This window comes from Bradyrhizobium daqingense (assembly GCF_021044685.1).
Lineage (GTDB): Bacteria > Pseudomonadota > Alphaproteobacteria > Rhizobiales > Xanthobacteraceae > Bradyrhizobium > Bradyrhizobium daqingense.
In genome coordinates, this window is the sequence record NZ_CP088014.1 from 6,189,172 (window position 1) to 6,215,747 (window position 26,576).

The window sequence follows — 26,576 nt, forward strand, 5'->3', positions numbered from 1 at the left end:
TCGCCATTCGCGGCGCCGAGCAACCCAACCCGCACATCGCGGACGTCCGCCGTTTCGAGCAGCAGCTCGCATTTGAGGAAGCAGACTTCGACCGTACTGAGCCAGCTTCGGCAGTCGCAGGGCGAACTCATCAAGGCGCGCGAGACCGCCCCCGAGCACCTTGTCGCGGAACTGGAGGGCTCCAGCATCACTGTGACCGAAATCAAGAAAGGCGCGACACGCGCTGGCCGACAAATCAGCGCGCGCGACCGGCAGCTGACGGGCATGCAGCAATTGCTTTCGACGAACACCCAGAATCTGGCCGTGGCGCAGAAGGCCCAGCGGATGTCTTGCGCAAGGAGCGCGAACTGGACGACGCCAAGCGGGAGCTCGATCTCATCGTCGAAAAGGTTGGAGGCGGAAGAAGCTCTCAAGGCCAGGGTCACCGAGAAGGAGGCGCAGATCGCAGGCATGCAGCGGCAGATCGATCGCGGCCAGCCGCACCCCGCAGGAAGGTCAGCAGACCAAGATGGAGCTGGTCTACGCCTACCTGACGGGCCCCTCTTCCGCCAGCGCATCGACGCCATCGTCGAGCGCTTTACCGACATGCACCAGGACCTCGACCGCGAGCGCCAGATGATGACCGGCCTCCGGGCCAAGCGCGAGGAGCAGCTCCGCGGTGTGTTGGATTCGACGGCCAGGCTCTACGGCGATCTGCAGGGCATCACCGTCGTCGCCGGACGATGGCAAAGGGATCATCAGAACTACAAAGGTTTTCTAGATTGATTGACCGCAGTTCTATCCGCGCTGTTTTTTCGTAGCCTTTTGACCGAGCTGAAGACTGACCAGGATAGTAAGGAAGCTTAAACGCCAGGTGTCTTCGTCGTTGATTTTGGCTGCATCACCGCTGGGTGCGAGCGACCAAACGTCCAATTAAGAGACCCCCAGTGCGGGGACTTGTCTGCCCCGGCATTATGACCTTCTAAGTCTAAGCCGAGGCAAGCGCCCGCGCGGAACGCGCCTTGGCTCGCCCTCTCGTCTTCTCCTCCGGCAACCCATTCGCCAACGCGGCCTTTCGCATTTCAACTGCCTTCGCCAAGCGCGGGTCCTTCTTTGCAGCTTCGTAGGCCGGCAAGACCGCTTCCATCCAGATCAGCATGCCTTCGGCCTTGAACACCACGCGGTCCGCGGCGCTGTAAACGCTCTGAGTGATGGCAGCGACCTCGCGCGACATCTTGTCGGCGCCGCTCACGCGATGGTCCAGGAGCGCGGATGCATATGCACCTTCGCCGAAATTCTCAAAGAAGCTCGTAACGGACCGACGCTCGTCATGAGGGCCAATCCTGTTGGGCAGCCCGACGACAGTGAGCAGATCCGGCCATCCCGGCTTGCGTCCTGCCAGGGCATCGAGCGCGTGATTGAGGGAGGAAGGGGTAATCGCCTTATCCAGGTGGGCCGGCACGCTGTTGTTGTTACGTTGTTTGGCGGCGAGAGCGCGCACAAGATACTTGTTGCGATCCTGCGGAAACGCCCAGGTCGAGACCGCACCCAACTGTTGCTTGGAGTATCGCGCCACTCTTTCGAGGATCTCGATCGCAATGGGCGGGACGCTCAGTTTGATTTCGCGCTTATTTTTCACCTCGTCGGGTTTCCAGGTATAGACGCGCCAGCCAGCACGCTCCGGCGCGGGATCAGGCACCCAACGATCAGAGTCCAAGGCGAGCATGTTCACCAGCGCGGAGCTCCGTTGGGGGATCATCCATGAAACCTGCAGGGCACCCAGGACCGCATCGTTGTTATTGCCCCCCAAAGGCCTGACGGCCTCCAGAAGCGCAATGAGCATCCCGATCTGCGCCGGGGTCAGATAACGCTTCGAGCGGTCCTCCATCTCATATTCGTGGGACAATGCCTCCCACCAGGTGGCGGTCGGCTCGAGGCCGGTGAAGCGCCGCTTTTGCTTGAGTCCCCAGCGGAGGACCCGCTTTGCGAGATCGACGTATTTTGCTCCAGCCGAGGGACCCGAACCGCTGGCGTCAATGCGGTCCCGAACCTCTTCAAGATCTTCGAGGCGGAGCTCCTTTACAAAGCGCTTCTTGAGTTCGGCGTTTTCCGGTCGATCTCGCAATCGGGTCTCGAGCTCGGTAATGGAGGAAGGCGCAAGGCGCAATTTGGCTGCTTCATTTCGAGCACTATCTTTCGAACTTTTCGTTCGTCGCGCGTATTGATTAATCAGCGTCTCGAAAGTCCACAGTTCTCCCTTTAAGGCCTCAGCGCGGTCAACTGCGACAGCGACGGACTTTTCATCGCCACCCATCAGCCTGGTTTCGATTACAGCGTCCGGATCTCGCCCGTTCTTGATCGCGAATATTGCCTCGGTAGCGATCTTCTTCACCTGAGCGAAAGTGAAGTCTCCCACCCCGCCAAGCCGCCGCTTTACGACTGTGGACTTTTGACCTCGGACGCGCGTGCGGGCCTGAACGTAGTAAGCGACTTCTCCGCTTCTGACGCGGATGTTGAGGCCACGAGGATTATCGATGGCGAATTGACATTCGGCATCCGCGTCGCGTTTCGCGGTGGCCTCGCTAAGCAACTCCTTGGTCAGCGCGTATCGCTTGTTTGCCATTTCCTGGCCTTTTGGGGATACATGGGGATACACAAGTATGGAGACCGAAGGCCCGTTCCACAAGTGTCCAATTTTCGGTACCTTAATAACCTATTATACCGTCAACAAATTTTGCGCTTTAGACCCCACCAGGCGATATCCTGTTTACAGACAAGCGGTTTTGTAAACCGAAGGTCGGGGGTTCAATCCCCTCAGCCGGCACCAACTTTTGACGCGCGAGTTCGCGTCTTCATCGCATCGCTATTTCGAGCGCAATCATCTCGCATCCGGCAACTGATCCAGCCGCCACAGCCCCAAGCTCTTGTCGCGCCAGCCGCCGGCGCCCTCCTCGCAACGCTCGTTGATCAGCGCGAGCGGCGCCGGCCAATCGAACGGCGCCTTCGCCATGTTCAGCGCCCGCCAGTCGCCGTCCTCGCAATCCCGATTGTCCTCCCATTCGGGAAAGGTGGTGAGCAGCAGGAAGCGCGCGCCGCTCATCCGGAATTGCGCAAGCGCGCGAGCGATATTGGCGAAGCTCAGATGCACCAGACAGTCCCGGCAGAGAATGACGTCGGCAGGCGGCAGCGCATCTCGCGTGATGTCGGCAACGAGAAACCGGCCGGACAGTTCGCCGCGCGACGCACGTTGGTTGTTCGCGTCGATCAGCGACGGCACGATGTCGATGCCGGTGTAATCGATATCAAGCGTCATGCGACCGATCCAGCCGGCATCGCCGCACGGCGCATCGAGCAGCAAGCGCGCGCCGAGTCCTTGCAGCAATGGTGGAAGCGCCTCCCGGATCGCGGCGGTCGCCGGATCTTCCGAACCAAGGCCGGAGACCGACGTCGAAGCACCCCAAAGATTGGTCCGCTCGATCCGCTCGAACCGGGCGGCGAGATCGAGGCCCGCGAAACTCTCGCGGTCGGCGAGGAAACGCTCGTGGGCGAGCACGGGAGGACGATGGGTGATCATCAGACGAAACTCACATCGGGATTCCGTCACGCTTGCACTCTACGGACGCGGCGGCGTCTCCGAAATCGCCGGCCTCGTCCCTCAGGCCGGCTTCTGCCACTCCATGATGTGGAAATACGGGACCCTGAGATGAAGCGCATTCCTGTCGGGGTCACCGCCCACGGGTTTCGGTTCGACGAACAAGCGCAACTGGAGACCATGATCGAGCAGAAGGGTCATGTAAGTGCTGAGCGGACGGTGCCAGTTCTGGATCCGGATGCCGCGCCAGCTCACCCAGACCGCCCGCTCCTCCATGTAGTGGTCGATGGCGAAACGCAGGATGCCCTCGCGATCGCGCGTCCAGCCCTCGGGCGGTCCCGCCGTGTTGAAGCTGGTCATGTTGGCGATCAGCAGCGTACCGCCCGGCCGCAGCGCCGCCGCCATCCCGGCGATCGCCGCGCCAAGATCGGGTATGTCGATCAGGCTGAGATAGCTGACGACCAGATCGAAGCTCGCATCGAATGCGATCGTCTCGGCGCGGCCGAGCCGGTAGTCGCCGTCCGGGTCCAGCTCACGGGCGCGGGCCAGCAACGCCTCGGTCGGATCGATGCCGGTGGTGCGGATGCCCGCATGCTGCATGATGCGGCAGAAGCGTCCTTCTCCACAGCCGACATCGAGCGCATTGCGAAAGCCGCGCCCTTCGATGCGCTGCTTCATCGGCGCGTCCAGCACGAAGCGGCGACCATAGTCGCCATCTTGTCCCTGCTCGACGATCCAGGCAGCCGCGGAGGCGGCCCAGCCATCGTTGACGTCCTCGTTCATCGACGGACCTTCAGGAAATGAATTGTTGGCCACGCGAATCGCGGCGCGGCTACTGACCACAGATTGGATCAGAGTTCAACATGAGGTAGCATGCGCGTAAGATGCGTTCCACCACGGGCAAAGAGAAGCTAGACGGTCGCCGGTGCGGCTACGGCCGATCGGGCCAGTCCGGAACCAAAGGCGAGCGTCATTCGTTGCCTATCCATGCGGATCAGGGAAGAGAACCGAAATATGTTTCTGCTGGCAACGGTGACGCTGTGTTGTGTCGCCGTGACCGGGACGATTGCGATGTTCGAACCCGCGCCAGCACCTGGACCGGCACAACAGGTCGCCGAGCGAACGGCGATCGACGTCACCGCCCAGACGCCGGTTCGCGTCGTCGGCGCGCCGTTCGAGCCCAACGTCAATCCGCGGCAGCGATAGCGCTTACGTCGGCGAGGCCTCCGTACCCTTCTCGGGCCGGCCATGGACACGCGCCAATCCCTCAGCGAACGCGATCACCTCCGCCCGCTTGTCGGGCGGCAGCGACAGGAACGCGCGGATGAGCTTCAGGCCCTCCGCTTCGTCCACCCGTTCGTCTTCGGCATCCATCCGATCACTGTCGGCCGATCGGGAAAAATATGCAATGCCTTGCTGACGAATCTTGATTCGGTGCAGCCGGTTTGCTGGAATGGGCGCAGCTGAGGTGGATCATGAAGTGGATTAGAGAACGCGACGCGCTGATCGCGCAAACCATGGCCTTCGTCCAATCGGTAACCGGCAAGACGGACGACGTCCTTCAGCCGGGCAAGCCGCCGGTTTCACCGGCGGCAAGCGTCGAGATTGTCGCGTCCGAGGCCGTGACCCTCGAGACCGTCACGGTCGAGATCGAGCCGCCCCAGCCCGCTCCGCAGCCTCAAGCTCCGCCGGCGCGGGCCATCGGCGATTTCCGCAGCGAGATGCAGGCCCGGATCGCCAATTTCCGCAAGCATCAGGAACGATTCGAGCGCGAGCGGGAGGAATATTGCGCGGCCACCCTGACCAAATTGCGTGCCGCGATCCGCAACCCCTCTGCCCGTCCGCCGGCCGAAGATTAAGGCAGGCCGGCCAGGGGGCTTACAGCCAGGACCAGACCAGCCATAAATTGGCCGCGCAGGCGCCAAACAGCGCCAGCGTGAGGGGCAGGAGCATGTGCCCGCAGGAGGTTTTCAGGTCGCTCGTCATGGCCAAAAACATCCGCTGATTCCGGCCGGCGAGTCCCAGGGATTCTTTTTTCCGGGATTCAGGACTCGTTAAGGACTCACGGGCTGGGGCCATTGATCACGGCCCCGTGATCGGGCCTCAGCCCGGAACCCCTGCCCCTGCGAACTCGTTAAACGGCTTTCCTGGAGCGGGAAGACATGCCCTACGCCCTGTTCTGCAACGACGCCCAGATCAGCAAGGCCTATCCAAGCGAATCCGACGTCTGGAAGCTCGCGCAGCGAAGCGGTCTCGTCGTGGACGTGATCGCGGACGGCGCAGGGCCGGGCCCCCGCCGGGTGCTCGATAATGACTACGAGATCGCTCCCTGCCAGGCGGCCCAGGGCGAGGACCCTGCCCAGAACAAGGCTGAGGCGGACCAGCAATCGCGGATGGAGCTCGAGCTGAATTCCTGATTCCGGCCCGAAACGGAAGGGCGTTCAGGGCGTGGCGGCCACGAGCGAGGCCTGTTCCCCCGGCATCGGCACGCAGGCCTTGCGGCGATGCAGCCCGCGGATCGCCCCGGTGACCTTCATCACCTTGCCCGAGGGACAGGAGGCGTCCTTGACGAAGGCCACCTCATAGGGCGCCAGCATCAGCGGCTCGGATTTGAGGATTGTCTGTGCAGAGCACGGCAAGCAGAGGGAGCATGAAAGCACCACTGCCGACACCAAGATACGCATGTCCGTCGTCCCACCAGCCCGGTAATTCTCATATAACGCGTTCCGGAGCGCGAGTTCCGTAAAGCGCAAAAATTATTTTTGCTTTACCCCGGCCCCATGACGCGCGTGAGAAGGCGCGCCAGCATCGTTTGCAAGCAAATGACGCGCCAGATGGTTCACGCAAAGCAAACAATGGGCAGGCCCGGCAAGAGGCGGGCAAACGAAAGGCCGGCGGGAGCCGGCCTTTGTCAGATCGTGGACGCTGGCAAAAGGTCAGTAGCGCGAGGCTGCCGGACCGCCCCAACCGAAGCGGTAGTTCACGCCGACCTTCACGGTGTGCTCGTCCTCCCGGCCGCGGACGCCGACGATGTCAGCCGGACCAGAGGTGAAGGTCGTGCTGCCAAAGTTATAGTATTGGTACTCGGCCTTGGCCGACCAGCTCGGCGCGAACATGTATTCGAGGCCGGCGCCAACGGTGTAGCCGTCCTTGCTATTGCCGGTGGTGGTGAAGGCCTGCGGCACCCCGGCGATGTTCACGCCAAGGCCGTTATTGCGCCAAGCATAACCGCCCTTGGCGTAGAGCAGCGTCGGTCCCCAGGTGTAGCCGATGCGACCGGTCACCGACCCGAGTTGGTCGGTATTGGACGTCACCTGCGTGCCCAGCGGGAACGTGACACCGTTGTTGTTGGTCGGCAGCCAGGAATACTGGGCCTCGATACCAACCACCCAGTTGGGCGCGAATTGGTAGTCGAAGCCGCCCTGCACGCCGCCGAGGAAGCGGGCGTCGCTCGACTGGAAGCTGCTGTCGCCGGCGAACGCGCCGCCGACATGGCCGCCGATGTAGAAACCGGTCCAATTGTAAATCACCTGCGGCGGCGTATAGGCCGGCGCCTTGGTGTAAGGGCGCGGCTGCATGTCGGCTGCTGCGGCCGGTCCGGCCAGCGCGAGCAGAGCGACTGCTCCGAGCAAAATCTTTTTCATAGTCATCCCCGTTCTTTCATAAACGACACTCAGGAAACAACGTGGCGTGAATTGGGTTGCTTCGCGGCGGTGCCGGAACGTTGATCGTTCGTTACTGTGACGGGGCGGCAACAACGCGATTTTGTTCCGTCCCGCCGCCCTGCGCCGACTGTTTTTGTTGCCTGCGCGAGGCCTGCCGTAACGATTTGTCGCAAGGCCGAACCACCTCGTTCAAAGCTCGCCGAAATGTGATCCAGCGGCTCCGGCAGCTCTCGTTCTAGCACCAAGCGATGAAGGCCGGCTTTGGGCTATCGCGTCATCTTTTCCAGTTCCGGAAAGGGTACGTAAACCGCGCCGGCACAGAGCTCATTGGTGCGATCGACGACCCGATCGGCCCGCCCGTTGACGAAGATCACCGCCCGCTCGCGCATCCCCTTATAGCTGCCGTCGGTCTCGCGCGGGGTGAAGTGCAGACAGCTCACATAGAACTGGCGCCCGCCAACCTCCCGCTGCACCGGCTCGGCCATGCTGGCCTCGCGCACGCCGACGGGATTGTTGAGATAGGTCCGCATCAGGGCGAGCGTGTCGCTGCGGAAATTGTCCGGGAACGGCTGCGGGCCTCCGGCCTGGCCCCCGCCCCACAGCGACGGCCGGTCAGTGTCGCTGCCGAAACAGGCCGCGAGCGCCAATGGCAATGCCAATATCACCGCACGTCTCGCCAATCGCCCCACAGCCCCCCGCTCTCCGCTCAATCAGACTCGAAGAGGTTCTAGCTCCAAGCCTGCGCGAAGGGAATCTGCTTGCAGCGGCTCAATAGCGCACCGGCCCGCCGCCGATACCTCGGCTTTCGTGCGAGGCATGGCGAACGGACCGGGCCTGAATCCGCACGCGGCGACGGGGCAATGCCAGGGATGCCGCCGCGCGGGATCAGTCGTCAGTTGCGCTTGTCGGTCGTTGCCGGCTTGGTCACGTCCGGCTGCGCCTTCTGCGACTGCTTTTCAGAGACCTGCTTGTCCTGATGGCGATGCTTGCCCACGGCCTTGTGCTCGTCGGGCGCGGCGGCGGCGTTGGCGTTCATCGGGCTCGACTTGCCGTCGACCTTGGCATCGGCCTTGGTGTCGCCAGCCTTCGTGTCAGTCTTGGCGTCAGTCTTGGCGCCCGCATCCGGTTTGACGGCCGTGGTCGCCGCCTTGGTCTGGCTCTGGTCCGCCTTGATCGCCGGCGCGGTCGTGGTGGTCTTGCCGGTCTCGGCCGCGAAGGCCGGGGCTGCGATCACGGAGGCGGCGAGCAAGGCTGCAGAGATGGTCTTCAACATGGTTGGTCTCCTCTTGGAAGGATCTCGAGGCGGCGCCCTCTCGCCTACCCTTTCGATCGTAGGTAGGAGCCTAGGGGCCGCGCACTGAACCCGTTCTGAAGGCCATTGCAGGCTTCCGTTCATCTCGATGACAAGTTTGTCATCTGCCGTCGGGCGAATAGATCGTGCGAAGCGGGAATGTTTTTGCCCCACAGGTGTTCCGGTCTTCGGGCAATCGTGTAGGATCGCCACGTTCCATACGGGAGAACATCAATGCGCAGACTCTCAATGCTTCTGGTGCCGGGACTGGTCTCGATGGCCCTGGCGGCCGGGCCGATGCTGACCAGCGCCTATGCCGCCGGCAGCGATGAACCCTCGCCGCCGCCGAAGTCGGACAGTTCGGCCAAGAAGGGCAAGAAAAAAAGCTCATCCATCAGCGACCCCAAATTCCTCGCAGCCTATCGCACCGCTTACACCGCGATCTACGATCGGCACGACTACACGGGCGCGATCGGCCAGCTGAAGTCGCTCAAGCGCGACGACGTCGCCGACGTCGCCAATCTGATTGGCTACTCCTATCGCAAGCTCGGCGATTACCAGTCGTCGAAGACCTATTACGAGCTGGCGCTGAAGGGCGATCCGAACCACGTCCGCACCTGGCAGTATTACGGCCTCTGGCAGCTCGAGCAGGGCAACCGCGAACAGGCGCAATATCACCTGAACAAGATCGCCTCGCTCGCCGGCACCGACAGCTCCGAGTATCGCTCGCTGGCTGAAGCGCTCGACAAGCCGACCGGCGCGACGCTGGTCTACTGACGATCGCCTCGTTGCGTTCAAACGAACGGGCACAACCTTTGGGTTGTGCCCGTTCCGCTTTCTCGGCTAGCTTCGCGCACCTTCCCCTGCAAATTGGTGCGCAATGGACAAGTGGCTGCGGTCCGCGATCGACTACATCGGCTCCTGGATCGAATACCAACAGAGGACGTTGCAGCAGCCTGGCGTCATTGCCGCCTTCGCCCATCGCGGCGAGGTCGTCGCCGAGCATGCCTTCGGCCTCGCCGATCTCGACACGGGAGAGAAGCTCACCCCGCGTCATCGCTTCCGCATCGCCTCGCACTCCAAGAGCTTCACCTCCGCGGGCATCATGAAGCTGCGCGAGCAGCGCAAGCTCCGGCTCGATGATCCCGTCGGCCAATATGTCGGCGGCCTCCATCCGCGCCTCGCCGAGACGACGATCGCGCAGGTGCTCTCGCACAGCGCGGGGCTGACGCGCGACGGCGCCGATTCCGGCCAGTTCATCGACAATCGCCCGTATCTGGACGCGGAGGAGCTGCTCGCGGAATTGAAGTTGCCGACCGCGATCGAGCCCGGCACGCGCTTCAAATATTCCAATCACGGCTTTGGCCTGATCGGCCTCGTGATCGAAGCCGTGACCAAGGAGCCCTATCCGGCCTGGATCAAGCGCGAGATCATCGAGCCGGCCGGCTTGCGTGAGGTCGAGCCCGATGCACCGCTTGCCAAGGGCACGCCGTTCGCGCGCGGTCATACCCGAAAGCTGCCGTTCGGCGAGCGATGCGTGATCCCCGGTGACAATCCCGCGCACGCCATGGCATCGGCGGCCGGCTTCGTCGCGACCGCCGGCGACACCGCCCGCTTCTTCGGCCAGCTCGCGCCCAATGCGAAAAAGAGCGTGCTCTCGGCCGCGAGCCGCCGCGAGATGACGCGCCACCATTGGCGCATCCCGCAAAGCTTCGAGGGGTATTACGGGCTCGGCGTCAATGCCGGCAAGACCGACGGCTGGGACTGGTTCGGCCATAGCGGCGGATTCCAAGGCTATATATCCCGGACCTGCGCCATACCTTCTTGCGAGCTTGCGATCAGCATCCTCAGCAACTCCATCGACGGCGCGGCACCGTTCTGGATGGACGGCGCGATGCAGATCCTGCGCGTCTTCAAGACGCGCGGTGCAGCCGACCGCCGCGTGCGCGACTGGAGCGGCCGGTGGTGGACGATCTGGGGTGCCAGCGATCTCGTGCCCGCGGGCAACCGCGTGCTCGTCGCCAACCCGCAATTTGTCAACCCGTTCATGGATGCCGCCGAGATCGAGGTCACCGGCCGCGACACCGGCAAGCTCGCCTGGGCCGCCGGCTATTCCAGCCACGGCGAGCCCGTCCGCCGCGTGCGCGACAAGCGCGGCAAAATCGCGAGTATCTGGATCGCCGGCGCCAATGTGAAGCCGGAGCGTGTCGTGTCGCGGGAGATCGCGCGCCGGTACCCGCCGCGCAAGCGGCGGCCTATTCCCGAATGAGAGTTTCCACCTCGTTCCGGAGCGCCTGCCGTGAGCCGTCGCGCGAATAGAACATGTGGCCGCCGGGATAGACCACGAATTTCACGCGCTGGGTCGCGAAGGCCGGCAACTGATCGAGCACCCGCTTGGATCCGAAATAGGGCGTGGCGAGATCGAACAGGCCGTGCGTGACCAGCACGTTCAGCTTCGCATCGGTGGCGAGTATCTCGCGCAGCTCCGACACCGATTGAGGCGGGTTGATGCCGCGGCCGAAATCCCACTGGCCATGGAGGGCGCCGTTCAGGACCTCATAAGAGCCATCCGGCCGCCAGTTGAGCTTACGCGTGAGCACGTCAACTGCAGCACTCGTCAGCGGCGCCTGGAGCGCATCACCCGAAGGGTCCCCGAAGCGTGAGCTGCTGGAATCCGGGTTGGGATCCAGGCCGCGCACCGAGCCATCGTAGCGTCCCGTCACCTTGCCGTTCTTGCGGTCGAACTCGCGGCGGAATTCGCCGACGTCGAAGCGGCCGGCGAGCCGGCGGCTCACGGCCTGGTCGATCCCGGTGAGTTCGGCGACCTTGTCGGCGAGGCGATTGGTCGCTTCCTTGTCCGCCTGGCCCTTGACGAGGTCGGCCAGGAATTCACCGCGCGCGTAAGCCTCGACATCGGCGAGATCGGCGCGCTTGACCGGGCCGGCCGCCAATCCTTTGGCTTCACGCGCCACGGCGACATAGCTCGGCAGCGTCGCGACATATTGCAGGAGGCTCGTGCCGGTGAACTCGCGGAAGTCGAACAGCGGCGAGACCAGGATCAGCCCCCTGACGCCCACACCGTGCTGGAGCTGCAACTGGCGTACGACCTTCGGTCCGCGAATGCCGCCATAGCTCTCGCCCGCGACGTATTTGGGCGAGACCAGCCGGTCGTGCTTCTCGAGCCAGCGCCGGATCACGAGCGCGATCGCATTGGCGTCGCCGTCGACGGAATAGAACGATTTGCGCGCGTCCTCGCCGCTGGCGACGAACCGGCTATAGCCGGTGCTGACGGGATCGATGAAGACGAGGTCGGTGAAGTCGAGCCAGGTCTCGGCGTTCGGCTTCACCTCGGGCGAGGCCGACGGAGACAGCGCCTCGCCATCGAACGGCAGCCGCCACGGCCCGGCCGCGCCGAACTGGAGCCAGGCCGAGGACGCGCCCGGCCCGCCGTTGAACAGGAACGTCACCGGCCGCGTGGCGCGGTCGGCCCCATCGAGCGCGTAGGATGTGTAAGCGATGTCGGCGAGCGGCTCGCCCTTGCCGTCGAACACGCGGATCGAGCCCGCAGTGGCGGCGAAATTGAGGGTGCGGCCGGGCAGATCGAGCGTCTGCTTCGTGGTGGAATCCGGTGGCAGACGGTGCAGCTCGGCGGTCGAGGATGGATTTTGCGCTGCGCTGCCGCGTCCGCCTTTCTGTCCGGTCGACGCCGCTGTCTCGGCGCGCGGCTGCGGATCATCCGCGTGCGCAAATCCTGCCAGCGCGAAAGCCGACACCGCCAGCATCAGGGCCACGCGGCGGAGCATCGGCGGATTCGTGACCATGATCGTTCTCCGTGCCGGCTGTGAGAGCCGGTGGACAGAAAGATAGCGCGGAATTGCGACGGTTTGGGGGATCGAGCCCGATCCGGCTCGAAACGCCCTGGATTTCTCCTGGGATCCGGCGGTCGCCATTTGCCTTGAACGGTGGTCGTCCTCGACAATGGCAGCCCACCTCGTATAGACGAGCGCGGCGGAACTTACTCGAGCCAGCGGCACCTGCCTGGGAAGCCATGACCAAGTCCTCGCGATACGACAAGATTGCCTTCGTCGCCAGCCCGAGCAGCGAGGCCCAGGCCGCTTTCGGCCAGCTCACCGGGCAATATGGCAATTGCGATCCTGACGAGGCCGACGTCGTGGTCGCGCTCGGCGGCGACGGGCTGATGCTCCAGACGCTGCACCACCACATGCGCACGGGAAAGCCGATCTACGGCATGCACCGCGGCACGGTCGGCTTCCTGATGAACGAGTACTCGACGCACGATCTGCGCCAACGGCTCGAGACGGCGCATGAATCCGAGATCAATCCGCTCCTGATGCGCGCCACCGACGTCAACGACCGCGTGCACCTGCACCACGCCATCAATGAGGTCTACCTGTTCCGCCAGACCTCTCAAGCGGCGCGCCTGCGGATCCTGATCGACGAGCGCGAGCGCATGCCCGAGCTGATCGCCGACGGCATCATCGTGGCGACGCCGGCAGGCTCGACTGCCTACAACCTCTCCGCCCAAGGCCCGATCCTGCCGATCAACGCCGCCCTGCTGGCACTGACACCGATCAGCGCCTTCCGGCCGCGGCGCTGGCGCGGCGCCCTGCTGCCCAATACCGCCTATGTCGTGATCGAGGTGCTGGAAGACGACAAGCGCCCGGTCGCCGCGGTCGCCGACCACGAGGAAGTGCGCAGGGTCCGGCGCGTCGAGGTGCTCTCGGACAAGAGCATCTCGATGCGGATGTTGTTCGACCCCGGCCACAGCCTGGAAGAGCGGATCCTGCGCGAGCAGTTCGGCTACTGAGGCGCCGGCCCGGCCCTCCCAAAGCCCGATCGCAACCCTTCGTTAACCCCCGGCACGATATGGTTAACGAAGGTTGACCGCTTTGGCCCGGGCGTCATGTTTCGTATCGACTTCAACAAGCTGCGCTTTCTTGTCTGCGACGACAATCCGCACATGCGCCGCATCCTGCGGACGCTGCTGCACTCGTTCGGCGCGCGCGAGGTCTACGAGGCCGAGGACGGCGCCACCGCGCTGGAAATGTACAGCCATTACGTGCCCGACATCGTCATCACCGACTGGGCGATGCCGATCTTCGACGGGCTCGAGCTCGCGCAGATGATCCGGCAGCCGGAATCGAAGGGTAACCCTTACGCGCCGATCATCATGCTGACCGGCCATTCCGAGAAGCGCCGCGTGACCGTGGCGCGCGATGCCGGCGTCACCGAATTCCTGGCCAAGCCGATCTCGGCCAAGGGGCTCTACCAGCGCATCCTCAACGTGGTCGCCAATCCCCGCCCCTTCATCAAGACCAAGACCTATTTCGGCCCGGACCGGCGCCGCAACACCAACTCCGCCTATATGGGGCCGGAGCGCCGCGTCGGCGAAAAGCACGAGGTGCTGCAGCAGCCCTCGCTGCTCGACAAGGCCCGCTCCTCCATCTAGCGCAACGTCTTCAGGCGAGGCAGGCATCATGGCGAAGAACAGCGCAAAGGACATCGAGGTCAAGGCCTTCGCCACGCATCACGTCATCACGCAGCCCAATCCTCTGCGCAAGGTTCTGCGCCGGGTCGAGGAAAAGGACATGGACGATCCGGTCGCCCGCGCCGAGCAGGCGCTGGCGGGCCTGTCCGGCGAGTTCAAGAACTGGATGGCGATCGAGGTCCAGCGACTGTCCGCCGCCTGGGCTGCCGTGCAGCAGGACGGCTTCACCAAGGCGCTGCGCGACGAGCTGTTTCACGCTGCCCACGACATCAAGGGCGATGCGGCGACGTTCGGCTTCCCGTCGGCAGCGGGAATCGCCGAGAGCCTGTGCCGCGTCATCGAGCATGCACCCGACCTTTCGAAGGTGCCGGCCGAGCTGTTCACGCACCACATCAACGCGATCCTCGCCATCGTGCACGACAACACCAGGCTCGACAGCATCAGCGTCTCCGCCGAGCTCAGCCGGCGCCTGCGCAAGGTCGCCGACGACTACCTCGCCCACGTCAACCGCGACCGCCCCGAGCATCTCGAGGTGATCCTGGCGCCGAGCATCGCCCCGGCGGAGTAAGGGCGCTCTCCTCTCGTCATTGCGGGCGCAGCGAAGCAATCCAGACTTTTCCCGCGGCGGGATTTCTGGATTGCTTCGCTGCGCTCGCAATGACGGGGTTAGGATTCCCGCTCTATCGCCACGGACCGAATTCGTAGGGTGGGCAAAGCGGAAGCGTGCCCACCAATCTACATGAACTGCACGGAAGATCATGGGCACGGCGCTTCGCGCCTTTGCCCACCCTACGGCGTCTCGTCACGCCGCGATCAGGTCGTCATACATCGGATCTATCGCATCATCCGCCATGACCTCGTCGCAGAACAGCCGCGCCTCTTCGCGCGCGGATTCGGTGGCGAAGCGGCGGAGCAGGACCATCAGCGGCTCGGTGGCGCCGCGATCGGTCTCGCAATGGGTGAGCACGCGCTCGACCATGCGCCGGCGCAACCGCGACGCGCCGTCGTCGCTGTCGACGAAGCCCTGCTCGTGGCAGGCATCCAGCGCAACCTGGAATGCCGCGAACGTCGCCTCGGGTAGCCCGGCGCGGCGAAGCAGCGCATGCAGGCTATTGCCGCCGCGATCATGCAGCAGCGCGGTGACGCGCGCCGGCGGCAGATCGGCGAGCTCGGCCAGCGCCGCATCGAACAGGTCGAGATTGCTCGACAGCAATGCGCGCAGAATGAGACCAGCGGTCAGCTGGCCGGTGACGCGCAAATGATGCACAAGGCCCTGCATGTCCTCGCCGCGCGAGCGCGCCGCGATGTTCATGGTGGAGCGGTCGCGCGCCTCGACCGTGATACGCTCGGCGCGGTCGGCGCTCAGCCAGTTGCGGGCGACGACGAACTGGGCCAGCGTCTCCGACAGCTTGGCCACCAGCGCCGCACGCGTCGCGGCCGGCAGCTCGTCCAGCATCAGCATCGCCTCCCGGATCGCGGCGAGATGGCCGTGACGCTCGACGATGCGATTCCAGGAGAATGGGGCGAGCTCGGCATGAGGATTTTCAACGAGCTCCAGCGCCGCCGCCGCGCAGCCGACCTCGGCGATGGCGGCGCAGACCGACACGGGCAGCGCGATGCGACGGGCGACCGCGCATTGCACCTCGTCATTGCCGGTCGCGACGATGTCGACGAGATCGGCGTCGATCAGGAGCGGAGAATGTTCGAGCACGGGCAGCGCGACCGTCGGCTGATCCGCCGACAGCGCCCGCACGATTGCCGCCGGCGCATCCGTGCTGCGGGCAAACGCCTCGGCCATTGCCTGCCGCACCAGGGGCGAGGGATCGTCGAGCAGCATCAGAAGCGCGCCTTCGGCGGCGAGACGATCGTCGTGAGAAAGGTCTGAGATCAGCCAGGCCCGGGCCAAAGCCCGCGTCGCCTCGGCCCGCTCACCGGCGGATGCCGTCCTGATCCAATTGATGAACTGCCGAACAATCATGCTGCTTCGGGCTACACAACAAACGAAAAACGATGACCGCTCGTCACCTGCAACACAAAATAAACCACGACGCTTAACAAAGCGTTCACCATAACCGGCTGGTATCGTTGATGATTTGTTAAGGTGAGAAGCTGTTTCAGCGTCCCGGACACGAGAGGACCAGAACTCTCGCCGACACTCCGTCATTGCGAGCGCAGCGAAGCAATCCAGAAATGTATCCGCGGAGAGATGCTGGATTGCTTCGCTGCGCTCGCAATGACGCTGTTGGCGCAGTTGACGGCGAAGATCTCACGCTCGTGCCGCGCGCGCAGCGCAGCGCGTCCGGGACACGCGATCTCGACTAGCTTGAGAACGTGCCGCTGCGATCGCTGAAGAGGTCGAGCGGTTGCGGCGGGCGGACATCCGGCGTCGCGGCGGCGACTGAGGTCAGCGAGGCGTCGTTGCCCCACAATTTCTGTACCGTGGTCGAGACCGGCTGGGTGGCATCGCCGGGCTGGTAGAGCGAGCGAAACACCGGCGTGGTCGGCGCGCTGTCGGCAAGGCCCGTCGGCGCCGTCGCGCTAGCGGGCGTGACCGCGCGCGTATTCGGGAAGGTCTGGAGATAGGCGGCGTTGTCGATCACCGGCGCGGTCGGCTGCACGCCGCTGGCGCTCGCGACCTGCGTGGTCGAGGGCGTATCACCATACATCGCCATCGCGCTGCGCGTCGATTTCGCGTCTGCTGCGCTGGCGTAGCGCGCATCCAGCACCGAATAGACTTCGGAGACGCTGCGGGCGCGACCGTCCTTGGCGTAGAAGATCGAACGGTTGGCGGCGGCCGCGTTGGGAAACAGCCGCGCACCGACGGCCTGCGGATTGTCCTCGGCATTGGCGATCAGTTTCGCGGCCCCGCCCACGCCCATGAAATGGGCCATGTAGAGCTCGCTGTCGCTCGGCCTGCGCCCGAGCAGGCCGGTGAGCTTGAAGCTGTTGGACTGCGTCAGCGCCGCGGCCATGCTCGATGCCGCATCGGGATCATCGCGCAACTTCATGATCGACCGCTTCTTCACGGGATCATCGACGGTGTAGGTGCCCGATGAGCTCCTGGTGATGGCGTCGGCGTAGTTGCCGTAGCCGAACTGGGGGCCCGCCTCCTTCACGGTGCCGAGCCAGGTCTGGTCGATGAACTGGTAGAGTCCCTGCGCGGACGAGGTGGTGGCAGTGGCCGTCGGATTGAAATCCGACTCCATCTTGGCCGTGGTCAGCATGTACTGGAAGCTGACGCCGGAGACGTTCGAGGCCTGCTTGATGGCCCCGGCGACGCGCGCGCGCGTCGGATCGAGACCGGCCATCCGCGTCGCACTGAAATGGTCGACCGACATGATGAGGTGCCCGCCCCGCGCGGCATTGAGCGGCGCCGGCAATTCGGCGCCCCGTCGTCTCACCGTGGGACAGGTATGGTTAATGCGGGGTTAATTCGGCTCCCCCGTCATTCCGGGCGTGCACCGTAGGTGCGAGCCCGGAATGACCGAGAGCTATTTCTTATAGACGTCGCTGGGATCGAACAGCCGCTCGGCATCGGCGAAGACCAGCTTTGCTCCCCCGTCCGCTTCCTCGACCTTGCGGTAGAAGCACGACCGCCGCCCGGTGTGGCAGGCCGCGCCGATCTGTTCGACGCGGATCCAGACCGCGTCCTGGTCGCAATCGGTGCGCATCTCGACCACGCGCTGGGTTTGACCTGACGTCTCACCTTTTCGCCACAAGGCATTGCGCGAGCGGCTGAAGTACCAGGCTTCGCCGGTCGCAATCGTCTTGCGCAGCGCCTCCTCGTTCATGTGCGCGACCATGAGCACGTCGCCGGTCGCGACGTCGGTCGCGACGCAGGTCACGAGGCCGCTGGCGTCGAAGCGCGGCTGGAAGGATAGCCCTTCCTCGATCTCATGGGAGTGAGCGGACACAACGACCTCGCCAGTCAATCCGCGAGGTCAGCGCTGCAGGCCTCGCACCAGGGACAGGAAACGGGCCTGCTCCGCCGGATTGTCGCGGAACATGCCGGTGAAACGGCTGGTGAAGGTGGAGGCACCATGCTTGGCGACGCCGCGCACCGACATGCAGGTATGCTCGGCCTCGATCAGCACGGCAACGCCGCGCGGCTTCAGGATCTCGTCGATGGCGGCCGCGATCTGTGCCGTCAGGTGCTCCTGGGTCTGGAGCCGGCGGGCGAAGATGTCGGTCAGGCGCGCGAGCTTGGACAGGCCGACGACGCGCTCCACCGGCGTATAGGCGATATGTGCCTTGCCGTAGAACGGCATCATGTGATGCTCGCATTGCGAGGTGAACTCGATGTCGCGCACCAGGACGAAATCATCATAGCCGGCGGTCTCGCCGAAAGTGCGGTCCAGGACCTCCGCCGGGCATTGGTGATAGCCCTGATAGAGCTCGTCGAAGGCCTCGACCACGCGGCGCGGCGTATCGAGCAGGCCTTCGCGCTCGGTGTTCTCGCCGATATAGGCGAGCAGCGTCTTCACCGCCGCTTCCGCCTCGGCGCGGGCCGGGCGCGGCTGGTCGGCGCGGACGGCGGCCGCGAGGAATTCGGCGGGATCGAGCTCGGCCGGGCGGCTCTCGGGCTGCCGCTCAGAGGGCTTGTTGGGGCGGATGGATTTGATTGCAGCGTCCATATCGACTCCGTTCGACGGCCTCAAAGGCCGGAGTGTCACCGGCAGACGGGGCGGCAAGCCGCCGGACGCCTGAACAGAACAAGGCTCGGCGGAAAGTCCTGAACGCCGGCAGCACAGATCCGGGCCACTGCCGCCGCACCGCTGGACTATTTTTCCGCCAGTTCCGTCCCTATATAGGACCGTGAACGGCGCCCGCCAAGGCCGATCCGGCCCGGAAGCGGGCGTGGACGTGTTGGACTCCATCACATGCTGAACGACATCTACAATAAGCGGATCATCGAGCTGGCCGGGAATATTCCGCGCCTCGGGCGGCTGTCGGCCCCCGACGCCTCCGCCACGGCCCACTCCAAGCTGTGCGGCTCGACCGTGAAGGTCGACCTCAAGATGAACGGGGACACCGTCACCGACTTCGCCCATGACGTGAAGGCCTGCGCACTCGGACAGGCCTCTTCATCCATCATGGCAAGTCACGTGGTCGGCTCGACTGCGAGCGAACTCCGTGAGTTACGCGAAACCGTTCGCAAGATGCTGAAGGAGAACGGCGCCCCTCCTGAAGGCAAATGGGAAGAGATCAAGTTCCTCGAGCCGGTCCGCGACTACAAGGCGCGGCATGCCTCGACGCTGCTCACCTTCGACGCCGTGGTCGATGCCATCGGTCAGATCGAAGCCAAGGCAAAGCAGCCGGCGGCAGCGCAGGGCTGAACACCCACGTCATTCCGGGGTGTCGCAAAGCGACGAGCCCGGAATCCGGAGATTGCAGCGGGAGGTTCCGGGTTCGCGCTGCGCGCGCCCCGGAACGACGATCGAGATTTCAGAACTTACTTCGTCGTCCGTTAAGAAGCCGGATTGATCGAGGCTGGCCGGGCGAGCGTGCGCCATAGCTGGGCCAGGAACAGGCACAAGAGATATCTCAGCCAGGCGAGGATGCGGCGGAAGTTGTGTCCGACGGCTGAGAGGACGACGTTGGCGGCATCGCCGGCGCGGCCTTTGAGGTAGCAGCGCCCGAGGTGGCCTTCCGCCTTCAGGTGTCCGATGATGGGCTCGATGGCGGAGCGGCGGCGCAGCTCGCGCTTGATGACACCGAAAACGCCGCGCTTCTGGCCGGAGATGAAGACGCGACGGGGATTTTGTGCGTCGTGGCCGCGGTATCCCTTGTCGACATAGGCCCGCTCGATCGGACAGCCGGTGAGTGTCTCGGTGCGGTCAATGACGTCCCGCAAGGTGTGACCGTCGTAGGGGTTGTCGGGCAGTGCGCTGGCGTGCAGCACGAACAGGCCACCGGGAGCCCGGCGGTTGTTGGTGACGATGGAGGCCTTCACGCCGAACTCGTAAGGCGCGCTGGCCTTGCCCTTGCCGATGCACTCCACTTCCGGGGCATGGAAGGAATAGAGCTTCCAGCCGCGCTGGCGCTGCTGCTGCGAGCGGATCTGCGTGGCCCGGCCGAGCGGGAGGGCGAACGCCTGCTCCAGTGCTGGCTGGCCTTCGATCTTGCGGCGGATGTCGCGGATGATCCGGCCCAGCCGGCTACGCAGGATACGCAACTGCCGCTGATGCCGCCTGAACTGTTTGGCATGGGCGTAGCGGCCGGCCATCATCGCGGCGGCCTTGGCGATGCGAGCATAGGATTGCCGCAGCCTGACGCCGTGCCTGATCGCCAGGCGGTTGAGCCCCTTGATGGCCGCATGCAGCAGCTTGGCATCGGTCGGAAAGGTGATGGCCTTCGGCTGCACCGTGGTGTCGACCGTAACCCGCTTGAGGTCCTGGCTGCGTAATGCACCGGCCTCGTGCGCTACCCGCAAGCTCTCGGCCAGCAGCAACTCCAGCTTGTCGCCAAGCCGCTTGCGCCAATGGCTCAGGTCCGAGCGCTCGTGCGGGAACGTGTGCTGAAAGAACTCTTCCCCGGTGAAGAACTGGAAGTATGGGTCATGGACCCAGCGCTCGCACACCTCCTCATCGGACAGCCCGTAAATGTGCTTGAGCAACAGCAGACCGATCATGAAGCGCGTCTCGATCCCGGGCCTGCCGTTCTCGCTGTAGAGCGGCGCGATCTCGCCGTCGATCCAGTCCCAATCGACCTTGCCGGCGAGCAGAACCAGCTCGTGCTTCATATTGATGATCTGGTCGAGCCGAGCCCGGAACAGATCGTTCGATCCCGTCGTCTTGTGCTTCTTCGGCCGCATCGTTCCCTCCGATGCAGACAAGGAATCATGCTTCCCGCTTCGAGGGAATCCACGAAAACCAAATCGCAAGGTTCTGACGCCCAAAGCATCAAAACCTTGCAATCTGGAAATGCCCCTTAGCCCAAATCGAGATTCCCGATCAGTGGCTTAGTCCTTCTTCACGGACGACTACTTCTGCTGTGCCGGCGTAGCCGGGGCCGCCACCCCGCCCGTGGGCACCAGGGCTTCCGCGGTCTGGGTCGACTTGGCGGGCTGCTCCGGTTCCGTGCCGAACCTCGCCTGCGTCTTCGGGGCAAGGTCCGCCACAGCCGGCGCTGAGATATCCACGTGCGGCAGGACGTCAGCCACGAGGTCTGTCGTCACCAGATTGGTGAGCTTGAGCTCGCCGGCGTCGAGCCGGTGCAGATCTTCCCACGGCGGCACACTGAGCGCGAGCGACAAGAGATCGCCGGTGCCGCCCATGTCGAAGGTGTATTTGGCGAGCCGGCCGATGTCGCGTTCCACGATCATCAGGTCCTGCGCGCTGTAGCTCGCTGCCTTCGCATCGTCGGCGCGATCGCCCATCCAAATTTGATGAACCCGGACACGGGCGGCTTCCGGCACGTAGCGCTTCTTGCCGGCCAGCAGCAGGAACACGCACATGGATTCGCAATAGGCCTCGGGCGCGACCGCGGGACGGGCGCTCTGCCCGCCGCGGTTCTGGAGGCTGATGCCGACCGTCGTCAGGAGGCCGAGATTGCGGAAGCGCCGACCGAGCGTGATCGCGTCGTTGACCGAACCGCCGCTGGAATCGAGCACCACGGTGGCGCCGCCGAGCTGGCGTCCGCGGGAAAACTCCTCGAAGTCCTTCGGCGTATCGGCGGTGATGATGCCGACCGCGCTGACCCAGCCACGGCAATTCGGCTCACAGGCAACCCAATTGAACTTCATCGGCAGCTTGCGCTCTTCGAGAGCGCTACCCGCCCGGGCCGACGACCCGAATGTCGCGACGGCACCAGCCAGCGCGACTCCACAAACGGCGGTTCCCACCAGCAACCAGCCGCGAAGGTTGAGCGACGTCAGAAGTTTCAAACTGATCCCTTCCCCAAGCCCATTTGGCGCGATTATCCCCGCTTCGCGCTCGATGAGTCCATCATACAGTCGTATGTTTTCACGAGTGTCATAAAAATGGTATCCGGGGGAATACAGCTCGTCTACACGGACTTGCTGCAGTGCTCCCAAAAAGCACGGAAAATATGGCGCGAAAACAACAGCTTGCTGTTCCCTGCATCGGAACCGAGCAATGCGTCGCCTACGATCGCAGCAAAGCGCACATGAAGCATTCAGTCTGCGAACACTGTTCCACTCCCGTCGCGCGCGCACTTCGGCTCCCGCGCAGATTCGGTCGTGCGCTGATCTGGCTCTATCGGCACACGCTGTCGCTCCTCGTCGGCTACAACTGCCGGCACCTGCCGACCTGCTCGGTCTACGGCGACGAAGCGATCGAGCGGTTCGGACTCTGGGGCGGCGGATGGATGACGTTGGCGCGGCTGCTGCGTTGCAATCCCTTGGGCACATCCGGCATCGACAACGTGCCGCTCACACCGCCGCAGGGCGCGCGCTGGTATCTGCCCTGGCGCTACGGCCGCTGGCGCGGGGTCAACACATCCTGAGGCTGCTGCGGAGCTTTGCGCATCGCTGCCTCTCCCGGAACAGGAACTTTGCTCTCGCGTTGATGTGCTGCTCCCATAGGGAGGAAACAACAATGCGCTGGAAAATCAGCCCTCATTTTCCCTTCGGTTTTGGGCCCAGCCGCGGTCGGGCGGGCCATCACGACCCCAGAACCATCGATCTGCTCGCGATCATCGCCCTGCTGATACTCATACTCGGCTCCGGCTGGTATCTGTCGACGAGCCTTGCGACAGCCCCGAGCACGACGTCATTCATCGTGCCGAGCCAAAGCGTGCACTGGTAAGCCGACTTATAGGTCCAGCACCAATCGATCGGACTCTGCCCCGGCGACGCAAATCATGAGATAGCGCTCGCGCTCGTAAGGCGACAGGATGCGGTCGCGGTGCACGGGCTTGCCTTCGATCCATCCAACCTTGCAGGCGCCGCAAATGCCGCCGCAGCATGACGACGCTATATCTATGCCTCCTGCCTGCAACGCGGCCAGCATGGTCTGCCCCGCACGAACTTGAATCTCGGTCCCTGTCCGGGCCAGCGACAGCGTAAAGGGCTTCGCGTCGGGATCGAGCACGGGCGGCGGCGCGACGAAACGCTCGATATGAACATTCGCCGCAGGCCACGTGGCGGTCACTCGCTCGAATTCGTCGATCATGCTTTCCGGTCCGCAGCAGGCGACCAGCGTCTGCTCGCCGGCTTCCCCGACCAAAGATTCAAGATCCGGACGTCCTCCCTGCGATGTGCGATGCACAACGACCCGGCCCGCGTCGATGAATGGCGCAAGATATGTGGCGAGCGGCACCTCGCCGCGTATGATCAGATGCAGCACAAACTCGGCACCGCCAATCCGAGCGAGGTGCCGTGCCATCGACAGGAACGGCGTCACGCCGATGCCGCCCGCGACGAACACATGGCGCGCGATATCAGCCCCCGCCTCCAGTCCCCCACGCGGCAGCGAAACGCCGATGACATCGCCGACGCCGATCTCGTCGTGGAGTGCGCGCGAACCGCCTCTCCCTTCCGCCTCGCGCTTCACCGCGATGAGGTAGCGCTCGTTGTCGGCGGGCTCGTTGCAAAGCGAATAGGTGCGCACGAGCCCGTTCGGCAGATGCAGATCGATATGCGCGCCCGGTTTGAACGGCGGCAATTCCCAATGGTCGGGGTCGACCAGGGTCAGCAGCTTGATCCCGCTGCCTGCATCCTCGATGCCGAAGACGACCGTTTTGACCGTGGTAATTGGGCGCGCTTTCATGCCGCGTTCCGTACGGTGTCGCCGACCTTCACGATCCCGCCCTGGAGTATTCTACAGTTGAGGCCCGAACGGTTGATCAGGGGATCGAAGATCGCCTTGCCAGTGATCTCCTCGATATGCCGGCACGGTACCGAGAGCCGGGTCGCTTCCAACAAAGTCTCGCCGAGCCAGAAGCGACGGCCGACGAGATGGTTCAGCGGCACGCCCTCGACCGTCACGTTGCGCCGATGCTCTTCCGGGCCGAGTTCGATGCCAAAGTCGCGTTTGACCGCGACGAGGGTCTCGAGCTCGAACAAGGTGACCTGTCGGCCCTCTTCGGGCTTGTGCGAATAGAACCCTTCCTCGTTGCCGAGCATGTAGCGATCGCCTTCGATGCCCCGGGCGGCGATCAGCGAAATGGACTGCATTGCCCGCATCGGCAGGAACGCACGAGGCGTGAGGTGAAGGAAGCGCACCAAGCCGGTCCAACCGATTTGTGCTGCGCCCGGCGCGTGGCCGGCGCTGACGGTATCGAGCATGACAATTCCCCTTGAGAAGCTGAGGTGGGCCGCCCGGCGCGGCGCACCATGGGATCAGGTGAGTTCCTTGTTCGCCGTCTCCGGCGCAAACGTGGTCGCAGTCGCGGTGATGGCAGCGCAGGCAATCAGCAGCAGCGAGACCGGCCAGGTGGCACCGCCGCTCCATGCCATCAAAGAGGCCGCGATCAGCGGGGTCAGCCCGCCGCTGATTGCCGCGCCGACTTGGAATCCGAGCGAGGCGCCGCTATAGCGCAGCCGCGCGGTGAACAGCTCGGAGTACCAGGGAGCTCCGATGCCGAACATCACCATCTGCCCGAAGGTAATCGCGACCACGATGGTGCAGATGACGATGGTGGGATCGCGGGTGTCGAGCAGCCAGAACAGCGGAAAGGCAAACAGGGCCGAAAACACGCAGCTTGCATAGAACATGGTCTTGCGGCCGACGAGATCCGACAGCCAGCCGAACAGCGGAATGGCGAGCAAGGCAACCAGCGACGCAGCGAAGGCGCCATTCAGCACCACCGAGCGCGACACGCCGAGATTGGTCGTGGCGTAGGACATCACGAAGACACCGCCGATGCTGGCATAGGCGATCTCGGAGATCTTCAGTCCGACCGCCGTGAAGAAAGGCCTTCGATGGTGCTTGAAGATTTCGACCAGCGGCATCTTGGCGACTTCCTTCTTCGCCTGGACCTGACGGAACGCCGCAGTCTCCTCCATGTTCAATCGGATGTAGAGACCGACGCCAACCAGCAGGATCGAGATCAGGAACGGAATGCGCCAGCCGTAAGTCATGAAGTCGCTTTCCGGCAAGCTCGCCACCAGCGCGAACATGCCGATCGCGGCGAGATTGCCGATGGGATTGCCGACCTGCACCATGCTGCCGAGCAGGCCGCGGCGATGCGTCGGACAATTCTCGACCACCATCAGGACGGCCCCGCCCCATTCGCCACCGAGGCCGATTCCTTGGAGGAAGCGCAGGCCGATCAGGAGCAGCGGCGCTGCGATGCCGATTTGCTGGTAGGTCGGCAGCAGGCCGATCAGGAAGGTCCCGATACCCATCACCATGATGGTAATCGCGAGCATCGCCTTGCGGCCGACCCGGTCGCCATAATGGCCGAAGATCGCAGCGCCAAGTGGCCGTGCCAGGAAGCCCACGGCGTAGGTGCCGAACGCGGCGATGGTGGCGAGCGTCGGATTGCCGGCGGCGAAGAAGACCTTGTTGAACACAAGCGCCGTCGCCGTGCCGTAAATGAGGAAGTCGTACCATTCGACCGCGGTGCCGATCACGCTCGACCACACGATCCGCCGCAAGCTCGCCGCCTCGTCCGGCGCTACGTTCAGGGTTACGTCATCTGCTACGGTCATCGATCTCTCCAAAAGGTACCGGCGCCAGGGAAAAGCAGTTGGTTCGGTGCGTGGAGCCCACTGGCAGCCACGGCGGTAAAAACGATCATGTTTACTATTGGAAATCAACGCCGCGGAACGCGGCAAATGCCGACGATCGTGGCAGAGCGCGTCATTTGCATCTCTTTTCAGCTGATCTAGCTGATATGCCAGCTCGTTTGCCTACAATATCCGCGGCCTTGCTCGAAATTTCTGCGGTGAAGTTTTCCTTCGGAATACACTCCGGCGCACGTGGAATGGGCAGCCTGACGCCGAGGCTGGCAGTCGAGCAGCAAGTGTTGCAAAAGAGGCCTCAGCAGTTCGGGAGACTCATGCGTGCTTGACGTCAACAAAGCGACAGCAGTCGGAGCCAATATCCGCCAGGCGCGGATTGCCAAGGGACTGACGCTGGATCAGCTTGCACGGCAGAGCGACCTTACTCGCGGCTACATCTCGCTGGTCGAGCGCAATCTCAAGATTCCCTCGCTTGCGGCGCTGCTGCGGATGGCCGCAGCACTCGAGGTCAATGTCGCGACCTTCTTCGACCCGAACGCCGAGCCCACACCGCGCTACACGCTGTTCCGCCGCGAAGACGGCAACGTGCCGCTGTTTCAGGACACGTTTGGCGTAGTGCCTCTGGCCACCGGCCGTACGCGCAAAATGATGGAGCCCTTCCTGCTCAGCCCGCCGCACAGGGCGGCGACACGCGCGTCGCATGCAGGCGAGGAGCTGCTCTTCGTCATCAACGGCAGGGTCGCGATCAAGCTCGACGGCGATGAACTCGAGCTCGGCAAGGGCGACTGCCTGTACTTTTCAGGCGAGACGCCGCACGAGGTCAGGAGTCTTGGACGGCAGAAGGCGGAGCTTCTGGTCGTCGTGGCCCAGAGTCCAACCTAGCGGCAGCA

The 26,576-nt window shown here is 64.0% G+C and carries 31 protein-coding genes; 13 read left to right on the top strand and 18 right to left on the bottom strand.

Annotated elements, in window-relative coordinates:
• The first annotated feature begins 72 nt into the window (after nt 1–72).
• Nucleotides 73–765, top strand: coding sequence for a DUF2130 domain-containing protein (locus tag LPJ38_RS29605; protein WP_145642690.1), 693 nt, complete (start codon nt 73–75; stop codon nt 763–765).
• A gap of 202 nt (nt 766–967) precedes the next feature.
• Here LPJ38_RS29605 and LPJ38_RS29610 read toward each other — a convergent pair whose 3' ends face one another.
• From LPJ38_RS29610 to LPJ38_RS29620, 3 genes are all read right to left on the bottom strand, one after another.
• Nucleotides 968–2,602, bottom strand: coding sequence for a hypothetical protein (locus LPJ38_RS29610; RefSeq protein ID WP_145642692.1), 1,635 nt, complete (start codon nt 2,600–2,602; stop codon nt 968–970).
• A 255-nt stretch (nt 2,603–2,857) separates the two neighbouring features.
• Nucleotides 2,858–3,553, bottom strand: a complete 696-nt coding sequence (locus tag LPJ38_RS29615; RefSeq protein WP_145642694.1) for a class I SAM-dependent methyltransferase — start codon at nt 3,551–3,553, stop codon at nt 2,858–2,860.
• Nucleotides 3,554–3,634: 81 nt separating this feature from the next.
• The gene (locus tag LPJ38_RS29620) at nt 3,635–4,354 is read right to left on the bottom strand and encodes a class I SAM-dependent methyltransferase (RefSeq protein ID WP_145642696.1); all 720 of its coding nucleotides are present in this window, start codon (nt 4,352–4,354) and stop codon (nt 3,635–3,637) included.
• A 231-nt stretch (nt 4,355–4,585) separates the two neighbouring features.
• On the opposite strand from LPJ38_RS29620, the gene LPJ38_RS29625 reads away from it, so the two are divergent.
• The gene (locus LPJ38_RS29625; protein ID WP_231088446.1) at nt 4,586–4,777 is read left to right on the top strand and encodes a hypothetical protein; all 192 of its coding nucleotides are present in this window, start codon (nt 4,586–4,588) and stop codon (nt 4,775–4,777) included.
• Between the two features lie 3 nt (nt 4,778–4,780).
• Here the strand turns inward: LPJ38_RS29625 and LPJ38_RS29630 are convergent, their stop codons facing one another.
• Nucleotides 4,781–4,945 (bottom strand): hypothetical protein, encoded by a 165-nt coding sequence (locus LPJ38_RS29630; RefSeq protein ID WP_167520798.1) that lies wholly within the window; start codon nt 4,943–4,945, stop codon nt 4,781–4,783.
• Between the two features lie 101 nt (nt 4,946–5,046).
• Between LPJ38_RS29630 and LPJ38_RS29635 the strand changes: the two genes are divergently transcribed.
• Together LPJ38_RS29635 and LPJ38_RS29640 are read left to right on the top strand one after the other, a co-directional pair.
• A complete protein-coding gene (locus tag LPJ38_RS29635; RefSeq protein WP_145642727.1) occupies nt 5,047–5,430 on the top strand; it encodes a hypothetical protein in 384 nt (127 codons plus the stop codon).
• A gap of 303 nt (nt 5,431–5,733) precedes the next feature.
• Nucleotides 5,734–5,988 carry a hypothetical protein gene (locus LPJ38_RS29640; protein WP_145642700.1) on the top strand — a complete coding sequence of 85 codons (255 nt, stop codon included), beginning with the start codon at nt 5,734–5,736 and terminating at the stop codon, nt 5,986–5,988.
• Nucleotides 5,989–6,012: 24 nt separating this feature from the next.
• Here the strand turns inward: LPJ38_RS29640 and LPJ38_RS38170 are convergent, their stop codons facing one another.
• From LPJ38_RS38170 to LPJ38_RS29660, 4 genes are all read right to left on the bottom strand, one after another.
• Nucleotides 6,013–6,255: a DUF6719 family protein gene (locus LPJ38_RS38170; protein ID WP_145642702.1), complete on the bottom strand. Its 243-nt coding sequence runs from the start codon at nt 6,253–6,255 to the stop codon at nt 6,013–6,015.
• Between the two features lie 252 nt (nt 6,256–6,507).
• Entirely contained in the window at nt 6,508–7,215 is a 708-nt protein-coding gene (locus LPJ38_RS29650; RefSeq protein ID WP_167520799.1) for an outer membrane protein, read from the bottom strand.
• A gap of 287 nt (nt 7,216–7,502) precedes the next feature.
• Nucleotides 7,503–7,898, bottom strand: coding sequence for a hypothetical protein (locus tag LPJ38_RS29655; RefSeq protein ID WP_145642729.1), 396 nt, complete (start codon nt 7,896–7,898; stop codon nt 7,503–7,505).
• 230 nt (nt 7,899–8,128) lie between these two features.
• A complete protein-coding gene (locus tag LPJ38_RS29660) occupies nt 8,129–8,509 on the bottom strand; it encodes a His-rich protein BRANT (protein ID WP_167520800.1) in 381 nt (126 codons plus the stop codon).
• A 252-nt stretch (nt 8,510–8,761) separates the two neighbouring features.
• Between LPJ38_RS29660 and LPJ38_RS29665 the strand changes: the two genes are divergently transcribed.
• Nucleotides 8,762–9,304 carry a tetratricopeptide repeat protein gene (locus LPJ38_RS29665; RefSeq protein WP_145642708.1) on the top strand — a complete coding sequence of 181 codons (543 nt, stop codon included), beginning with the start codon at nt 8,762–8,764 and terminating at the stop codon, nt 9,302–9,304.
• A 103-nt stretch (nt 9,305–9,407) separates the two neighbouring features.
• Nucleotides 9,408–10,796, top strand: coding sequence for a serine hydrolase domain-containing protein (locus LPJ38_RS29670; RefSeq protein ID WP_145642710.1), 1,389 nt, complete (start codon nt 9,408–9,410; stop codon nt 10,794–10,796).
• On the opposite strand, the gene LPJ38_RS29675 is transcribed toward LPJ38_RS29670, so the two are convergent.
• Nucleotides 10,783–12,348: a S10 family peptidase gene (locus LPJ38_RS29675; protein ID WP_145642712.1), complete on the bottom strand. Its 1,566-nt coding sequence runs from the start codon at nt 12,346–12,348 to the stop codon at nt 10,783–10,785. The genes LPJ38_RS29670 and LPJ38_RS29675 overlap by 14 nt on opposite strands.
• A 227-nt stretch (nt 12,349–12,575) precedes the next feature.
• Here LPJ38_RS29675 and LPJ38_RS29680 point away from each other — a divergent pair, with 227 nt between their 5' ends.
• From LPJ38_RS29680 to LPJ38_RS29690, 3 genes are all read left to right on the top strand, one after another.
• Complete coding sequence (locus LPJ38_RS29680) at nt 12,576–13,355, top strand: NAD kinase (RefSeq protein ID WP_008549758.1); 780 nt, start codon at nt 12,576–12,578, stop codon at nt 13,353–13,355.
• A 96-nt stretch (nt 13,356–13,451) separates the two neighbouring features.
• Nucleotides 13,452–13,997 (top strand): response regulator, encoded by a 546-nt coding sequence (locus LPJ38_RS29685; RefSeq protein WP_008549760.1) that lies wholly within the window; start codon nt 13,452–13,454, stop codon nt 13,995–13,997.
• Between the two features lie 28 nt (nt 13,998–14,025).
• Nucleotides 14,026–14,604: an Hpt domain-containing protein gene (locus tag LPJ38_RS29690; RefSeq protein ID WP_145642714.1), complete on the top strand. Its 579-nt coding sequence runs from the start codon at nt 14,026–14,028 to the stop codon at nt 14,602–14,604.
• A gap of 234 nt (nt 14,605–14,838) precedes the next feature.
• Here the strand turns inward: LPJ38_RS29690 and LPJ38_RS29695 are convergent, their stop codons facing one another.
• From LPJ38_RS29695 to folE, 4 genes are all read right to left on the bottom strand, one after another.
• Nucleotides 14,839–16,014: a DUF2336 domain-containing protein gene (locus LPJ38_RS29695; RefSeq protein WP_145642716.1), complete on the bottom strand. Its 1,176-nt coding sequence runs from the start codon at nt 16,012–16,014 to the stop codon at nt 14,839–14,841.
• A 340-nt stretch (nt 16,015–16,354) separates the two neighbouring features.
• Nucleotides 16,355–17,416, bottom strand: coding sequence for a transglycosylase SLT domain-containing protein (locus LPJ38_RS29700; RefSeq protein ID WP_167520801.1), 1,062 nt, complete (start codon nt 17,414–17,416; stop codon nt 16,355–16,357).
• Between the two features lie 111 nt (nt 17,417–17,527).
• Nucleotides 17,528–17,950, bottom strand: coding sequence for a phosphoribosyl-AMP cyclohydrolase (gene hisI / locus LPJ38_RS29705; protein WP_145642720.1), 423 nt, complete (start codon nt 17,948–17,950; stop codon nt 17,528–17,530).
• 27 nt (nt 17,951–17,977) lie between these two features.
• Nucleotides 17,978–18,670: a GTP cyclohydrolase I FolE gene (gene folE, locus LPJ38_RS29710; RefSeq protein ID WP_145642723.1), complete on the bottom strand. Its 693-nt coding sequence runs from the start codon at nt 18,668–18,670 to the stop codon at nt 17,978–17,980.
• Nucleotides 18,671–18,916: 246 nt separating this feature from the next.
• On the opposite strand from folE, the gene LPJ38_RS29715 reads away from it, so the two are divergent.
• Nucleotides 18,917–19,372 (top strand): iron-sulfur cluster assembly scaffold protein, encoded by a 456-nt coding sequence (locus tag LPJ38_RS29715; protein ID WP_061847586.1) that lies wholly within the window; start codon nt 18,917–18,919, stop codon nt 19,370–19,372.
• Nucleotides 19,373–19,503: 131 nt separating this feature from the next.
• On the opposite strand, the gene LPJ38_RS29720 is transcribed toward LPJ38_RS29715, so the two are convergent.
• Together LPJ38_RS29720 and LPJ38_RS29725 are read right to left on the bottom strand one after the other, a co-directional pair.
• The gene (locus tag LPJ38_RS29720) at nt 19,504–20,850 is read right to left on the bottom strand and encodes an IS5-like element ISBj5_B family transposase (RefSeq protein WP_011084757.1); all 1,347 of its coding nucleotides are present in this window, start codon (nt 20,848–20,850) and stop codon (nt 19,504–19,506) included.
• Nucleotides 20,851–21,018: 168 nt separating this feature from the next.
• Complete coding sequence (locus tag LPJ38_RS29725; RefSeq protein ID WP_167520818.1) at nt 21,019–21,921, bottom strand: COG3904 family protein; 903 nt, start codon at nt 21,919–21,921, stop codon at nt 21,019–21,021.
• Between the two features lie 242 nt (nt 21,922–22,163).
• On the opposite strand from LPJ38_RS29725, the gene yidD reads away from it, so the two are divergent.
• On the top strand, nt 22,164–22,502 hold the full coding sequence (yidD, locus tag LPJ38_RS29730) for a membrane protein insertion efficiency factor YidD (protein WP_145643098.1): 339 nt from the start codon (nt 22,164–22,166) through the stop codon (nt 22,500–22,502).
• A gap of 92 nt (nt 22,503–22,594) precedes the next feature.
• Complete coding sequence (locus LPJ38_RS29735) at nt 22,595–22,804, top strand: hypothetical protein (protein ID WP_145643096.1); 210 nt, start codon at nt 22,595–22,597, stop codon at nt 22,802–22,804.
• A 6-nt stretch (nt 22,805–22,810) separates the two neighbouring features.
• On the opposite strand, the gene LPJ38_RS29740 is transcribed toward LPJ38_RS29735, so the two are convergent.
• Genes LPJ38_RS29740 through LPJ38_RS29750 form a run of 3 tightly spaced genes read right to left on the bottom strand, consistent with a single transcriptional unit; the run spans nt 22,811 to nt 25,653 of the window.
• Nucleotides 22,811–23,767, bottom strand: a complete 957-nt coding sequence (locus tag LPJ38_RS29740) for a PDR/VanB family oxidoreductase (RefSeq protein WP_145643094.1) — start codon at nt 23,765–23,767, stop codon at nt 22,811–22,813.
• The gene (locus LPJ38_RS29745; RefSeq protein WP_145643092.1) at nt 23,764–24,285 is read right to left on the bottom strand and encodes an MOSC domain-containing protein; all 522 of its coding nucleotides are present in this window, start codon (nt 24,283–24,285) and stop codon (nt 23,764–23,766) included. Before LPJ38_RS29745 ends, LPJ38_RS29740 begins: the two co-directional genes overlap by 4 nt.
• A gap of 54 nt (nt 24,286–24,339) precedes the next feature.
• A complete protein-coding gene (locus tag LPJ38_RS29750; protein WP_145643090.1) occupies nt 24,340–25,653 on the bottom strand; it encodes an MFS transporter in 1,314 nt (437 codons plus the stop codon).
• Nucleotides 25,654–26,007: 354 nt separating this feature from the next.
• Here LPJ38_RS29750 and LPJ38_RS29755 point away from each other — a divergent pair, with 354 nt between their 5' ends.
• Nucleotides 26,008–26,568: a helix-turn-helix domain-containing protein gene (locus tag LPJ38_RS29755; protein WP_145643088.1), complete on the top strand. Its 561-nt coding sequence runs from the start codon at nt 26,008–26,010 to the stop codon at nt 26,566–26,568.
• Nucleotides 26,569–26,576: the final 8 nt, after the last annotated feature.